The organism is Selenomonadales bacterium 4137-cl (genome assembly GCA_032334055.1).
Lineage (GTDB): Bacteria > Bacillota > Negativicutes > Sporomusales > UBA7701 > Anaeroselena > Anaeroselena agilis.
The window spans coordinates 1654152-1668504 of the sequence record JAUOZS010000001.1 but is presented as its reverse complement, the minus strand read 5'-3'; the positions used below and the strand labels follow the sequence as shown (position 1 = coordinate 1668504).

Annotated in this window: 12 protein-coding genes; all 12 read right to left on the bottom strand. The window is 62.1% G+C overall.

Annotated features, from left to right (window positions below):
* Positions 1 to 126: 126 nt before the first annotated feature.
* Positions 127 to 396, bottom strand: coding sequence for a 30S ribosomal protein S15 (gene rpsO / locus Q4T40_08850; protein MDT8901344.1), 270 nt, complete (start codon positions 394 to 396; stop codon positions 127 to 129).
* A 173-nt stretch (positions 397 to 569) separates the two neighbouring features.
* Positions 570 to 1490: a bifunctional riboflavin kinase/FAD synthetase gene (locus Q4T40_08845; protein MDT8901343.1), complete on the bottom strand. Its 921-nt coding sequence runs from the start codon at positions 1488 to 1490 to the stop codon at positions 570 to 572.
* An 11-nt stretch (positions 1491 to 1501) separates the two neighbouring features.
* Positions 1502 to 2380 carry a tRNA pseudouridine(55) synthase TruB gene (gene truB / locus Q4T40_08840; protein ID MDT8901342.1) on the bottom strand — a complete coding sequence of 293 codons (879 nt, stop codon included), beginning with the start codon at positions 2378 to 2380 and terminating at the stop codon, positions 1502 to 1504.
* Entirely contained in the window at positions 2377 to 3330 is a 954-nt protein-coding gene (locus Q4T40_08835) for a DHH family phosphoesterase (protein MDT8901341.1), read from the bottom strand. The genes truB and Q4T40_08835 overlap by 4 nt, the downstream gene beginning before the upstream one ends.
* A 1-nt stretch (position 3331) precedes the next feature.
* Complete coding sequence (rbfA, locus tag Q4T40_08830; GenBank protein MDT8901340.1) at positions 3332 to 3688, bottom strand: 30S ribosome-binding factor RbfA; 357 nt, start codon at positions 3686 to 3688, stop codon at positions 3332 to 3334.
* Between the two features lie 18 nt (positions 3689 to 3706).
* On the bottom strand, positions 3707 to 6385 hold the full coding sequence (gene infB / locus Q4T40_08825) for a translation initiation factor IF-2 (GenBank protein MDT8901339.1): 2679 nt from the start codon (positions 6383 to 6385) through the stop codon (positions 3707 to 3709).
* A 34-nt stretch (positions 6386 to 6419) separates the two neighbouring features.
* Positions 6420 to 6725 carry a ribosomal L7Ae/L30e/S12e/Gadd45 family protein gene (locus Q4T40_08820; protein MDT8901338.1) on the bottom strand — a complete coding sequence of 102 codons (306 nt, stop codon included), beginning with the start codon at positions 6723 to 6725 and terminating at the stop codon, positions 6420 to 6422.
* On the bottom strand, positions 6722 to 6988 hold the full coding sequence (locus Q4T40_08815; GenBank protein MDT8901337.1) for a YlxR family protein: 267 nt from the start codon (positions 6986 to 6988) through the stop codon (positions 6722 to 6724). The genes Q4T40_08820 and Q4T40_08815 overlap by 4 nt, the downstream gene beginning before the upstream one ends.
* Before the next feature lie 13 nt (positions 6989 to 7001).
* Complete coding sequence (gene nusA / locus Q4T40_08810; GenBank protein ID MDT8901336.1) at positions 7002 to 8045, bottom strand: transcription termination factor NusA; 1044 nt, start codon at positions 8043 to 8045, stop codon at positions 7002 to 7004.
* 36 nt (positions 8046 to 8081) lie between these two features.
* Entirely contained in the window at positions 8082 to 8540 is a 459-nt protein-coding gene (gene rimP, locus Q4T40_08805) for a ribosome maturation factor RimP (protein MDT8901335.1), read from the bottom strand.
* Between the two features lie 210 nt (positions 8541 to 8750).
* On the bottom strand, positions 8751 to 12422 hold the full coding sequence (locus tag Q4T40_08800) for a PolC-type DNA polymerase III (protein ID MDT8901334.1): 3672 nt from the start codon (positions 12420 to 12422) through the stop codon (positions 8751 to 8753).
* Between the two features lie 224 nt (positions 12423 to 12646).
* On the bottom strand, positions 12647 to 14347 hold the full coding sequence (locus Q4T40_08795) for a proline--tRNA ligase (GenBank protein MDT8901333.1): 1701 nt from the start codon (positions 14345 to 14347) through the stop codon (positions 12647 to 12649).
* Positions 14348 to 14353: the final 6 nt, after the last annotated feature.

Here is a 14353-nt window from a genome sequence, read left to right as displayed (position 1 = left end):
CCTCTAAATCCCCTATTCTTCCTTTTCCAAAGGCTAACACTTCGACATTTTTTGTATTATTCCCTTTTTTCCAGGCCGCTAACCCTGAGGGAAAAACAAAAAAGCGGGGAGTATCCCCGCTTTCCGTTATTTTCTGAGGTTGAGTTTTTCGAGGATGACGCGGTAGCGAGCGATGTCATTGTCGCGCAGGTAGTTGAGAAGCCCCCGGCGCTGACCGACCATTTTCAAAAGACCACGGCGAGAGTGATGGTCTTTCTTGTGCTCCTTGAGATGTTCGGTGAGGTAGTTGATGCGCTCGGTGAGGATGGCGATCTGGACCTCGGGCGAACCGGTATCGCTTTCATGGACGCGATACTTCTCGATGAGCTGCTGCTTAAGTTCCGGCGTAAGCACGATATTCCCTCCTTTTTCAATGATCCCCAGTGGCCAAGATAATCGTCGGAGAGTCGATAATCCTCGCCATGGTTCAAGTGATATTATACCCAGCCCGGACGGCGGAATGCGCGCCAGGCTGATTATCCTCTATATTCTACCATAAGAAACTGCGACTGTAAACAAAACTGCGGCAGTTATTTGAAAAACCGTTCCGCGGCGGCGATGTCGCGGCCGATCTGGTCTTTCAGCTCCTCAGCGCCCGCAAAGGTTTGCTCGTCGCGGAGCTTCGCGAGGAAATCGACCGCGATCGTCCGGCCGTAGAGATCGCCGGCGAAGCCCAGCAAATGGGCCTCGATACTGCGGGCCTTGCCTTTAAAGGTCGGGTTGTCGCCGATGTTGGCCACGCCGCGATAGCTGGCGTCGCCGGTACTGACGCTGACGGCGTATACCCCGTCGGCCGGCACGATCTGCCCGGCGGCGGCGGTAATGTTGGCGGTGGGAAAACCGAGGGTGCGGCCGCGCCCCTCTCCCCTGCTCACCGTGCCGCTCACGCGGAAAGGGCGCCCTAGCAGCGGCGACGCCGCTGCAACCTCGCCAGCGAGAATCAGCTGACGGATGAGCGTGCTGCTTACAACCGTCCCGTCCTTCGTCACGGCCGGCGGCACCACCACCTCAAAACCGCGTATGCGGCCCGCGTCGGCCAGCATTTCCGGCGTGCCTTCGCCCCGGTGCCCGAAGGAATAGTTGGGGCCGACGACGATGCACGACGGCCGGAGGTTGTCCACCAGCAAATCGATAAAAGCGGCGGGCGACAACTCCAGCAAGGCGTGGTCGAAGGCGACCGACAGGAGCACATCGGCGCCGAGCGCGGCGATCAGCTCCTCCCGGTAAGCGGCGGTAACGAGCAGCGGCGGGCTGCGGTCGGGATCGATCACCGACAGGGGATGGTTGCTGAACGTGAAAACGATGCTGGCGCCGCCCGATTTACGCGCACAGGCGACCGCCCTGCTGATAATCTGCTGGTGACCGACGTGAACACCGTCAAAGGTGCCCAAAGCGACGGCCGAATTGGCGAACCGTCCGCGGATATCGGACAGCCGGGAATAAACCTCCATAATATGCTCCTTTACGGGGTCTGGCCGATAACCTTCACAGGCACCAGCAGCGGCGCCTGCGGGCTATGGCGGGCGATGCCGAGGAAGTCGCCGGTCCGGCGGTAGACGGCCAGCAGGCCATCAGTCGCCGGGCTGGCGAGGGGGATGCTCTGGCCGTGGGTGAACCTTGCCGCCTCGTCATCATCCAGGTCGACGCGGGCGAGGCGGCGGACGGCGGCGTCCCCGGGCTGCAGGGCAGCGTCCGGGTCGGCGGCGATTTCCTCCAAAGATTTCGCCTCAGCGAGGGTAAAATCCCCCACCCTGGTCCTCACTAGGAAGGACATCACCGCCGGACAGCCGATGCGTGCGCCGATATCGGCGCACAACGTCCTGATATAAGTGCCTTTGGAGCACTCTACATCGAAAAGAATGGTCGGCGCCGCGACCCTGACGAGGCCAATGGCGGAAATCGTTACAGAGCGTGGCTGCCGCTCCACGGCAATGCCGGCGCGGGCCAGCTCGTACAGTTTGCGGCCGCCGATCTTTATCGCGGAATGCATCGGCGGTATCTGCTCGCTTTCGCCCGCGAAAGAGGCCAGCACGGCGGCGACCTCATCCGCCGGCGGCGTTACGAAGCCCTCGCGCGCCGCGATAACTTCGCCGCTGTCGTCGCCGCTGTCGGTGGCGTACCCGAAAGTAAGCTCAGCCCGGTATGCCTTATCGGCGTCGGCGGTGAACTCGATCAGGCGGGTGGCGGAGCCGAGAAAAACAGGCAGAACGCCGGCCGCCGCCGGGTCGAGAGTGCCGGCGTGGCCGACCTTCTTAAGGCCGTATGTCCGCCGCACAAAGGAAACGACGTCGTGCGACGTCATTCCCGGAGGCTTGAGAACATTAACAATGCCTGACCTCATAAGCCCGATTCCGCCAGCAGGCGCTCCGCCGCCCGCAGAATCTGCTCCTTCGCGCCCGCCAGACCGCTAGCGACCGTACAACCGGCGGCCCGCGCGTGGCCGCCGCCGCCGAAGCCCAGCGCCAGGCGCGCTACGTCCAAGCGGCGCGAACGAAAACTAACCCGGGTCGCGTTGTCATCGACAGGCTTGAACAACACCGCTAACTCCACCCCCTCGATATTGCGGGGGTAATTTATATAGCCCTCAGTCGTCTCGGCGGCGTTCTCGGCGGCGTCGACGTACACCGTAACGGTGGCGATGCGGCCGCCGGCATGGATCTCAAGGCTGTCGAGAACACCGCGGAGAGTCATGATGCTGGCGAGCGGCTTGGTTTCAAGCTGCTCGGCGATCACATGCGGCCGGGCGCCGCGGTCGATGAGGTCGGCCGCGTGGCGCAGCGTGGCCGAAGAAGCGTTCGCATAACGGAAAAAGCCGCAATCGGTGGCAATCGCCGTGAACAAATTGACGGCGATATCGGCGGTGATCTCCAGCTTCATTAGGTGGAGCAGGTCAAGGATTATCTCGCCCGTAGCGGCGGCCTGGCTGTCGATATACCAGTAATCGGTGAACTTCGTGTTCGAAATGTGATGATCGATATTGAGCGTCTTCGCCCTCACAGCTTCCACCACCGCCGTCACGCGGTCGGCGTCGCTGGCGTCGAGGACGACGAGCAGATCGGCCTCCATCTTGCCCTCAGGGCGGCGGATCAGTTCCGCGCCTGGCAGGAAGCGGTACACGGCCGGCACCTCGTCGTCGAGCAGCAGCCACACCTTTTTGCCCTGGGCGGCCAAAGAGGCGTACAGAGCCAGCATCGACCCCAGCGAATCCCCGTCAGGGTGGATATGGGCGGTGATTACAATCCGTTCGGCCTCATTGAGCATATTGGCGACATGGCGCAGGGAAATCTCCATCCTACCTGTCCGCCTCTTCGCGTTTAAGCTTTGCCAACAATTCGTTTATATGGGCGCCGTACTCCAGCGACTCGTCGATATGGAGCGACATCTCGGGGCTAAAGCGCAGCTGGATGCGCTTGCCGATCTCGCTCCTGAGGTGCCCGACCGCCTTCTGGAGCGCCTGCCAGGTCGCCGCCTTTTCCTCCGCGCTCCCCATCAGGCTGACATACGCCTTGGCCGAGCGCAGGTCGCCGGTCACATCGACCCTGGTAACGGTCACGAAACCGATCCTGGGGTCCTTGAGTTCGGTAAGGATTATTTTGCTCAGTTCCTGTTTAATGAACTCCTGTACCTTTTCCGTGCGTAACTGACTCATAACATATCCCCCGCTTCGTTAGCTGGGTTTGACTAATTCCATCGTGAACGCCTCGATGATGTCGCCTTCCTTGATGTCGCGGAACCTCTCGATGGTGATGCCGCACTCGTAGCCGGAGGCGACCTCCTTGACGTCATCCTTGAAGCGCCGGAGAGATTCAATCTTGCCCTCGTGGACGACGATACCGTTGCGAATGATGCGCACCTGCGAACTGCTCGTGATCTTGCCTTCGAGCACATAGGACCCGGCCACGACCGCCTTGGGAATGCTGATAACCTGGCGCACCTCGACGCGGCCGAGGACGACCTCCTTGTACTCGGGGGCCAGCATGCCGGTCATGGCTGCTTCCACGTCGTTGATCGCCTCGTAGATTACCCGGTAGAGGCGGATATCAATCTTTTCCTTCTCGGCCGCCTGGCGGGCGTTGTTATCGGGGCGGACGTTGAAGCCGATGATTAGCGCGTTGGCGGTCGACGCCAGCATGACGTCCGACTCGTTGACCGCGCCTACGCCGGCGTGGACGATATTGACGCGCACCTCTTTGTTCTTGAGATTCTCCAGCGACTGGCGGAGAGCCTCGATCGATCCCTGGACATCGGCTTTGACGACGATATTGAGGTCTTTGAGGCTGCCTTCCTGAATGTGCTTGAACAGGTCGTCGAGCGACACCTTCTGGCCCTGCGCCTGATCTTCGGTCCGCTTCTTGGCGACCCGTTTCTCCGCCACCGCTCTGGCGGTGCGCTCATCGACGGCGTACAGCACATCGCCTGCCTGAGGAACATCGGACAGGCCGAGCACCTCCACCGGCGTGGACGGCAGAGCCTTCTTCACCTTATCGCCGCGGTCGTTGACCATTGCCCTGACCTTGCCGTAAGCGACCCCGGCGATGATCGTATCGCCGATATGCAGCGTGCCTTTCTGGACGAGGACAGTGGCCACCGGGCCGCGGCCCTTGTCCAGTTGGGCCTCGATGATCGTGCCGAGGGCCTGGCGGTTGGGGTTCGCCTTCAGATCGCCCATCTCGGCCACCAGCAGAATCATCTCCAGCAGATCGGGGATGCCCTGCTTGGTAAAGGCTGAAACCGGCACCATGATCGTATCGCCGCCCCAGTCCTCCGGCAGCAGGCCGTGATCGGCAAGCTGCTGCTTGACGCGGTCGGGGTTGGCGCCCGGGCGGTCCATCTTGTTGACCGCCACGATGATGGGCACCTTGGCCGCCTTGGCATGATTGAGCGCCTCGATGGTCTGCGGCATTACGCCGTCGTCGGCGGCCACGACCAGGATAGCGATGTCGGTGACGTTGGCGCCGCGGGCCCGCATGGCGGTAAACGCCTCGTGGCCGGGCGTGTCGAGGAAGACGATCCGCTTGCCCTGGTGGACCACCTGGTAGGCGCCGATGTGCTGCGTTATGCCGCCGGCCTCCTGAGCGGTGACGTTGGTCTGGCGGATCGAGTCGAGCAGCGAGGTCTTGCCATGGTCGACGTGCCCCATGATCGTGACCACCGGCGGCCGGGGCTGGAGGCTGGCCGGATCGTCCTCGATCGCGGCGATCTCTGTCGGGTCGGCTTCAGGCGGCAATTCCTCAACCGTCACGCCGAACTCGCTGCCGAGGACGACGGCGGTGTCGAAATCGACTTCCTGATTTATCGTCGCCATGATGCCGAGCATCATGAGCTTCTTGATAACCTCGCTTACTTCCCGGCCCATCTTCGCGGCCAGGTCTTTTACGGTGAGAGACGGTCCGACCTTGATGTTCTTCGGCCGCTGCGGTTCGGGTTTCGGAGCCTGCGGGCGGGAAGGACCGCCGGAAGCGTGTCTGCCGGAATGTCCTCTGCGGCCGCCATTGTTACGGTCGGCGAACGACTTGCCCTGGTCGCGGCCGCGCGGCGGACCGCCCGAGCCTCTTCCCGGAGGCCCGCCCGACGGTCTGCCGCCTTGCTGCGGACCCTGGCCGGGACGCGGACCCATCGGCGGTCTGCCGCCTTGTTGCGGACCCTGACCGGGACGCGGACCCATCGGCGGCCTGCCGCCCTGCTGCGGACCCTGACCGGGGCGCGGACCCATCGGCGGCCTGCCGCCTTGCTGCGGACCCTGACCGGGGCGCGGACCCATCGGCGGCCTGCCGCCTTGCTGCGGGCCGCCCATCGGCGGGCGTTGACCCTGCTGTTGCGGACCCTGGCCGGGGCGCGGACCCATCGGCGGCCTGCCGCCCTGCTGCGGGCCGCCCATCGGCGGGCGTTGACCCTGCTGTTGCGGACCCTGGCCGGGGCGCGGGCCCATCGGCGGCCTGCCACCTTGTTGCGGGCCGCCCATCGGCGGGCGTTGGCCCTGCTGTTGCGGGCCTTGGCCGGGGCGCGGACCCATCGGCGGGCGTTGACCCTGCTGCGGGCCGCCCATCGGCGGGCGTTGACCTTGGGGAGCCGAGGGCGCCTGTCCGGCGGGGCGGGGCGGCTGCTGAGGCCGCACCGGCGCTCCTGCCGGCGGAAGCGGCGGTCGGCTCGGGGCCTGCGCCGGCTTAGGTTCTTCGGGCAGGCCGGTTTTCCGGGCGAAAGTGCGATCGATAATCGCCTTCTCCGGATCGTCGAGACTGGCCATGTGATTCTTGACGGTTATGTTGTTGCGAGCCAAAATGTCAATAATGACCTTGCTCGTCGTGTTATAATCCTTGGCTAATTCATAGACACGGTATTTGGACATTCATCCACCCCCAAAATTCTTCCGCTGCCTGAGCTCAGACCTTAAACAACTCGCCGATCGCCTTGCCGAAGCCGGCGTCGGTCACCGCGATCGCGGCCCGGGGCGGTTTCCCGGTGGCGTGGCCGAACTCATCTTTGGAAAGTCCTTCATGGCACGCGACCCGATAATGAGCTGACAGGTCGCGATAACTTTTTTTCGTGTTGTCCGAAGCGTCGGCGGCGATAAGCACAAGCCTGGCCTTGCCGGATCGGACCGCGTATTCCACGGCTACCTCGCCCGAGGCGATCTTGCCGGCCTTCTGGGCGAGACCCAGCAGAGCGATCAGCCGCGTGCGGTTCATGACTGCTTCAGCCCGGCCCTGAGAGCGGCGAAAACTTCCTCGCTGATCGCATGCTCCAGCGCCTTCTCCAGGCGTTTGGCCTTCACCGCTTTCGCCAGACACTCCTCGCTAGGGCACACATAGACGCCGCGGCCGGCTTTCTTGCCGGTGTTGTCGAGCATGATTTCACCGTCGGGGGTGCGCACCACCCGCAACAGCTCCTTCTTGACCTTCATGCTCTGGCAGCCCACGCACATCCGCTGGGGAACCTTCTTCTGCTTCACCGGGCGTCCCTCCCTACTCAGGCGTCTGGACCTGGGACTCGCTCTTGATATCTATTTTCCAACCGGTAAGCTTCGCGGCCAGCCGGGCGTTTTGGCCCTCCTTGCCGATGGCGAGCGAAAGCTGGTAATCGGGCACGATGACCCGCGACGCCTTCTCCGTCTCGTTGACGTCAACGGCGACCACCTTGGCCGGGCTGAGAGCGTTGGCTATATACTTGGCCGGGTCGGCGTTCCACTTGACAATGTCGATCTTCTCGCCCTTGAGCTCATTGACGATCGTCTGCACCCGCATGCCTTTATGGCCGACACAGGAACCGACCGGATCGACGTTCTCGTCACGCGAATGGACGGCGATCTTTGAGCGCAGGCCAGGCTCGCGGGCTACCGACTTGATCTCGACGATGCCGTCGTGGATCTCCGGAACCTCAAGCTCGAACAAACGTTTTAAAAGGCCGGGATGAGTGCGCGACACCAAAATCTGCGGACCCTTGGTCGTCTTCTTGACCTCGATGATATAAGTTTTCAGGCGGTCGCTGTGCCGGTAAACCTCGCCGGGAATCTGCTCCGACGGCTGAAGGATGGCCTCGGCCTTGCCAAGATCGACAAACACGTTTTTGGCCTCGATGCGCTGCACGATGCCTGTAACGATATCGCTCTCCCGGCTGGAATACTCCTCATAGATTATGCCGCGCTCGGCCTCGCGGATACGCTGCACCACCACCTGTTTAGCGGTCTGGGCCGCGATCCGGCCGAAGTTCTTCGGCGTCACCTCAAGCTCGACGACGTCTTCCAGTTCGTAGCGCGGGTCTAGTTCACGCGCCTCAGGCAGAGATATCTCCAGCCGCGGGTCGGCCACATCCTCCACCACCGCCTTGCGGGCGTAAACGTGGATTTCCCCCGTGTCGCGGTCAAGGGCCACGCGGACATTCTGGGCCGAGCTGAAGTTACGCTTATAAGCGGAAATCAGGGCAGCCTCGATGGCGTCAAACAACACCTCCGGTGCGATTCCCTTCTCCCTTCCAAGCTGCTCGAAAGCTTGCATGAACTCTGCATTCATTTTGTTTTTCTACCCCCTATTCAATTTTTGGCTATGTCAAAACTCCACGTGCAGCCTCACCAGCGAGGCTTGATCGCGCGGAATGCTCATAGGGCTGCCGTCGACCTCGAGACTGATACCGCCGTCATCGGCGGCCAGCAATGTGCCGACCAGCGTTTTCTGGCCGTTGATCGGCGCGAAGGTATGCACCTCGACCTTATCGCCCAGATGGCGGGCAAAATCCTTGGCCTTCTTCAGCGGCCGGTCGAGACCGGGCGAAGAGACCTCGAGGAAATAACTGTCCTTGATGGGATCAAGCTCATCGAGCCTATTCTCCAAGCGCTCGCTCACCCACTGGCAATCGTCCACGCCGATGCCGCCTTCCTTGGTGAGAAAGACACGCAGATACCAGTCCCGCTCCTTGACATACTCCACATCTACCAATTCCAGGGCCGAACCCTGAATGATCTCGTTGACCAGCTTCTCGACCAATGCCTCGATTTCTTTTGCCGCCATATCGTTCCACCCCTAATGTCGTATTCGCGGCCGCGGGATACGGCCTCCTCTTAGTTTAGCCTGAGCCGTCTCCCCTCATACCGAGGAGCGGGCGACCGGCTGGCATAAGATGAAAGAGTGGGTTGCAACCCACTCTCCTGCGCACACAACTACATATCCAGAAATATTATAACACCGCAGGGTGAAATTTACAACCCATTAGCGAATAAATCAGGCGAAAAGGGCGATCTGGTCGTCTTCCGGCAGGTCGCCTAGCGCGCCGTGCTCGCGCAGCGTGTCGATGACCGGCTTGGCCGCCCGGCTGCGCGCGCGCAGATCCTCCGCCGACGTGAAAGGCTTCCCGGCGCGGGCGGCCACGATATTGCGGGCCGCGTTGTCCCCCACCCCCTGCAGCGACGCCAGCGGCGGCTGCAGGCCCCCGTCGACGATCAGAAAGCGGGTGGCGTCCGATTTATACAGATCGACGCGCTCGAACTTATAGCCGCGCAAATACATCTCCAGCGCCATCTCGATGATCGTCGCCAGTCCCTTTTCCTTGGCCGAAGCGGACGGGCCCTTCTGCTCCAGCTCGGCCAGCTTCTGGCGGAGAGCCGGCACGCCTCTGACGATGAGATCGGCGTCGAACTCGGTCGCCCTCACCGTGAAATACGACGCATAGAAAGCGAGCGGGTGGTGGATCTTGCAATAGGCGATGCGGAACGCCATCATCACGTACGCCACCGCGTGCGCCTTGGGGAACATATACTTGATCTTCTGGCACGACTCCACGTACCAGGCGGGGACGCCGTGCTCCGACATCACCGCCACATCGTCGGGCTTCACCCCTTTGCCCTTGCGGACGTCCTCCATAACCTTGAAAGCCGTCTGCGGCTTCACGCCTTTTTGGATAAGGTAAACCATAATGTCGTCGCGGGCCGAAATCGCCTCCGACAGCTTGGCCGTGCCGCTCTTGATGAGATCCTGGGCGTTGTTCAGCCACACATCCGTGCCGTGGGAAAAGCCGCTGATACGGACAAGCTCGCTGAAATTCTGCGGCTTGGTGTCCTCCAGCATCTGGCGGACGAATTTCGTCCCGAACTCGGGGATGCCGAACGTGCCCACCGTCGAGCCGAGCTCCGCGGGGCTGAGGCCGAGAGCCTCGGTGGACGAAAACAGGCTCAGCGTCGGCTTGTCGTCAAAAGGGATCGCCTTGGGATCGAGGCCGGTCAGATCCTCCAGCATCTTGATGACCGTCGGGTCGTCATGGCCGAGGATATCGAGCTTGACCAGCCGGCTGGAAATGGAATGATAATCGAAATGCGTGGTGATGGTGGCCGAATTCTTGTCATCGGCCGGGTACTGAATCGGCGTGAAATGGTGGATATCCATGTCCCGCGGCACAACCATGATGCCGCCGGGGTGTTGGCCGGTGGTCCGCTTCACCCCCGTGCAGCCGCTTATCAGGTGGTTGATATGAGCGTTGCGGGCGGTTATGCCCTTGTCGGCGAAGTAATTGCGGACAAACCCGTAAGCCGTCTTATCGGCGATCGTGGCGATCGTGCCGGCGCGGAACACGTTGTCGCGGCCGAACAACTCCTCGGTATACTTGTGGGCCACCGGCTGGTATTCGCCGGAGAAATTGAGGTCGATATCGGGCACCTTGTCGCCGTGAAAACCCATGAATACGGCGAACGGAATATCGTGACCGTCCTTGATGGCCGCCTCGCCGCAGGTCGGGCAGACGCGGTCGGGCATATCGAAGCCGCAGCCGTACGTTCCGTCGGCGACGAACTCGCTCCAGCGGCAGGCCGGACAGCGCCAGTGGGGCGGCAACGGGTTGACCTCGGTAATATCGGTCATCGTCGCGACGAACGAGGAACCGACCGAGCCTCGCGACCCTACCAGATAACCGTCGTCGAGCGACTTCTTGACTAGCTTGTGAGCGATGAGGTACAGCACGGCGAAGCCGTTGTTGATAATCGAATCGAGCTCGTACTTCAGCCGGTCGGCCACCAGCTCGGGCAAATCGTCGCCGTAGAGCTTGCGGGCTTTGGCATAAGACATCGACTTGATCTGCTCCTCGGCGCCGGGGATCTTCGGCGAGTAAAGCTCTTCGGGAATCGGCTTGAACGCCTCGATCCCTTCGCTTATCAGGCGGGTATTCTCGACGACCACCTCGTAGGCCTTGGCCTCGCCGAGATAGGCGAATTCGGCCAGCATCTCCCCGGTCGTGCGGAAAAACAGCGGCGGCTGCTTGTCGGCATCATCGTAACCCTGGCCGGTCATGAGGATGCGCCGGTAGACTTCGTCCTCCGGCTGGAGGAAATGGACGTCGCAGGTCGCGACCACCGGCTTGCCCAGCCGCTCGCCCAGGGAGCAAATCCGCCGGTTGAGGTCGCGCAGCCCCTCCTCGTCGGCGATCCGTCCCTGGCGCACCAGGAACTCGTTGTTGCCGGCCGGCTGGATTTCAAGATAATCGTAAAAAGTGGCGATACGCACCACCTCTTCATCCTTGGCGCCGTTAATGAGCGCTTGCATGCACTCTCCTGCCTCGCAGGCCGAACCTAAAACAAGGCCTTCACGGTACTCGGCCAGGATGGCTCGCGGAATGCGGGGCGTGCGGTGCAGGTACTTGAGGTGGGACAACGACACCAGCCTGTAGAGGTTGCGGAGGCCGACGCTGTTTTTGGCGAGAATGATTATATGATAGGCATGGTTGATGTCGTCGTCGAACAAATAGCCCTCCATGCCGTAGATAACCTTGATGCCTGCTTTCGCCGCCACCTCCTCCGCCTCCGGGAAAGCCTGCACGACACCGTGGTCGGTGATCGCCACCGCCGGATGCCCCCATTGGGCGGCCGTCTTAATCAGCGCCTTGGTCGCCACCACGGCGTCAAGCGCGCTCATCCGGGTATGGGCGTGCAGCTCCACCCGCTTCACCTCCGCCGTATCGGTGCGCTCGGGCTTCGCCAGGCGGCACATGCTGTCGGCGAACATCACCAGTTCATTGGCGTACTTGTCGTACTGGACCGTCCCCTTGACCTTGACGAGCATGCCGTCGGCCAGCCCGGCCGCCAGCTTGGCGATCTGGGCCTTATCGTCGAAAAAGGCCTTGCCGCTTATGCCGCCGCCGAGATCGGCGATATCGAACGACAGCAGCGTCCGTCCCGACTTAAGCTCTCGCAGTTCATGCTTGACGATCTGCCCGGCGACGATGACGTTGCGTCCCTCCTCCTCAATGCTCGCCAGCGGCACAGCGTCGTTTTTGATCACGCGGCCGAACAGCAGCGGGTTCTCGGGCGCTTTTTTCTTCGCCGCGGCGGGACCTTTCTCGGCCGCAGGCTCAGGATAACCGTTCCCCGGCGGCTCCTCGTCGCATGGTTCCGGCTCGACGGCGGCAACGCTCAGGAACGCCACCGCGCATGGCCGGGAAAATTTTTCGGCGACAAAGGCGACAATCGCCTTATCAACGCCGCGGGCGGATAGTATCTGGCCGGACAGGTCGCCGTTCGTCTCCAGGACAAGAGTGTGACCGTCGAACTGCCACTTGGCACCGGACAGCAGATGACGGATGGTCGGGTTGCCGCCGGCCACGCCGCTAACGAAAGCCTGCCAGTCTTCGGCGAGATATTGCCCGAAATCCTTGGTTGCGGCAAGCACGAAAGACGTATGCTTAAGGCCGCAGCGCCGGCAGAGATGGGCGGCGGCGCGGTCGAGCACGTTGGCCGGCAGCGGCACGGGGGCGGTCAGATGGACCTCCCACCCGGGGGCATCGGTATCGACATTAACCTTGGCGACGACCACGTTCGTCAGCTGCTCGCGCTCGGCGCCGGTCAGCTCGAGCTCCGCAAGCAGGTCGAGAAGGCTCTGGGTTTTATCGGGGATGATGCAGTAGGTATGCAAAGGGCACTCTCCTGTATATCGCCTGGAATAACAACATTTTGTGGCGGTTTGCCGCTACCTGTACAATATTTGGCGTTCGTCGCGCCAATTCCTGCTATAGTTGTAAAAGTATCGATATTTATAACTAACATAATTTATTGCAAAAAAATTCCTTTCCGCCGATTATCGCCCGCGACACAGCGCAAAAAACCCCGGCATTTCCATGCCGGGGTTCCTTACGCAAATTACAGCTTCGCCAGCAGGGCTTTAATCCCTTCGACGGCTTCCTCCGCCGGGAAAAAGTGTACTTCGCCGCCGCGCCGCGTCTTGACCTCCACCTTGTTCTCGCTCACCGCCTTGGCGCCGATCGTCACCTTCAGCGGATAACCGATCAGATCGGCGTCCTTGAACTTCACCCCCGCCCGTTCGTCGCGGTCGTCGAGGACAACCTCGACACCGGCGGCGGCAAGCTCGGCGTAGAGCTTTTCCGCCAGCTCGCGCTGGCCCTGGTCGGCGTTGTTCACCGGGATAACGGCGGCATGGAAGGGAGCGATGGCTGCCGGCCAAATAATGCCGTTGGCGTCGTTATTTTGCTCGATGGCGGCGGCCATCGTGCGGGTTACGCCGATGCCGTACGTGCCCATCACGATCGTCTGTTCCTGGCCGTTCTCATCCAGGTAAGTGGCGTTCAGGGCCTTGGAATACTTGGTATACAGCTTGAACACCTGGCCCACCTCGATGCCGCGCGCCGTCTTCACCGGCTCGCCGCAGCGCGGGCAGGGGTCGCCCTCGCGGATAAGGCGGATGTCGGCAACGACGGCCGGCTTAAAGTCCCGGCCGGGATTGACGTTGACATAGTGGCGGTCCGGCTCGTTGGCGCCAACGACCGTATTGTACATCTTCATCACCGTCGCGTCCGCCACCACGATTACATCCTTGACACCGATCGGCCCCATGAAGCCGGGGGAAGTGCCGGCGGCCGCCAGCGAGGCTTCGTCGGCCATCTGCAGAAAGATCGCGCCGACGGCGTTCTGCACCTTTATCTCGTTCACGTCGTGGTCGCCGCGCACCAGGGCGAACACCAGCCCCTTGTCGGTCAGATAGGCCAGCGTCTTGACCGTCTTGGCGGCGGGCAGGCCGAGGAACTCGGCCACCGCGGCGATCGTCTTCGTGCCGGGGGTGTCCTTGAGGACAAGCTCCGCGGGAGCCTCGGCCGGCGCCTCGAGCGGGTGCAGCTCGGCCTTCTCGACGTTGGCGGCGTAGTCGCAGCCGCCGCAGTACACGATCGCCGCCTCGCCCGAATCGGCGATGACCATGAACTCGTGGCTCCCCTTCCCGCCGATGGCGCCGGGGTCGGCCTCGACCGGGCGGAAGGTCAGCCCGCAGCGGGTGAAAACGCGGCTGTAGGCGTCGTACATCTTGTTATAGCTTTCGTCCAGACCGGCTTCGTCGCGGTCGAACGAATAAAGATCCTTCATAATGAACTCGCGGCCGCGCATCAGCCCGAACCGCGGCCTGATCTCGTCGCGGAACTTGTTCTGGATCTGGTACAGCATCAGCGGCAATTGGCGATAAGAGCGCACCTCGTCGCGGATGAGGGTGGTGACCATCTCCTCGTGGGTCGGCCCCAGGCAAAAGTCGCGGCCGTGACGGTCCTTCAGGCGAAACATCTCGTCGCCGTAAACGTCCCAGCGGCCCGTCTCCTGCCACATCTCCGCCGGCAGCACGATCGGCATCAGCAGTTCCTGGCCTCCCTTGGCGTCCATCTCCTCGCGGACGATCTTCTCGATCTTCTTCAGCACCCGCCAGGCCAGGGGCAGGTAGTTGTAAATGCCGCCGGCCGCCTTGCGGATGAACCCGGCCCGCAGCATGAGCTGATGGCTGATTACCTCGGCTTCGGCCGGCGTTTCCCGCAGCGTCGGGGCGTATAGCTGGGATGCGCGCATGATAAT